This is a genomic window from Streptococcus sp. WM07 (assembly GCF_004570525.1).
Taxonomy (GTDB): domain Bacteria; phylum Bacillota; class Bacilli; order Lactobacillales; family Streptococcaceae; genus Streptococcus.
In genome coordinates this window covers 1-425 of sequence record NZ_SPPZ01000206.1, presented here as the reverse complement: position 1 = coordinate 425, position 425 = coordinate 1, and the positions used below count along the sequence as shown (strand labels likewise).

Sequence of the window (425 nt, the reverse complement as noted above, 5' to 3'; positions counted from 1 at the left end):
ACTAACTTAACCTCTTTTCTTAACTCTACCTGAATTAAGTAAACTCATTATGCGTTCAGCGTTTCGGTTTATTTCTTGTTACTTTCTTTGATATAGTTATTCAATTTTCAATGTTCTTGTAGGATACTAAGCCCGTCCCAAGAATTGGGCATTTTGAACGGAAAAATAGGAAACTGACGACGTGTTCTTCGAACACTAGGAAGTTTATCTTTTTTCCCGAAAAATGAGGGCGTGTTCAACTTCTCGCAAAGTTTTACACTCTTTCTAGTTGTCCTTTTGATTGAAGTTTTCTTCAATCAATGGAGCCTAGCGGGATCGAACCGCTGACCTCCTGCGTGCAAAGCAGGCGCTCTCCCAGCTGAGCTAAGGCCCCTTCCTATTCATGTAGGATTTCTTTTTCTCTGTCATCTACATGACCTCTCAAA

At 40.2% G+C, this 425-nt stretch carries 1 tRNA gene; it reads right to left on the bottom strand.

Features of this window, described 5'->3' with window-relative positions:
• Nucleotides 1–300: 300 nt before the first annotated feature.
• Nucleotides 301–373 (bottom strand) — tRNA-Ala (locus E4T71_RS09035).
• Nucleotides 374–425: the final 52 nt, after the last annotated feature.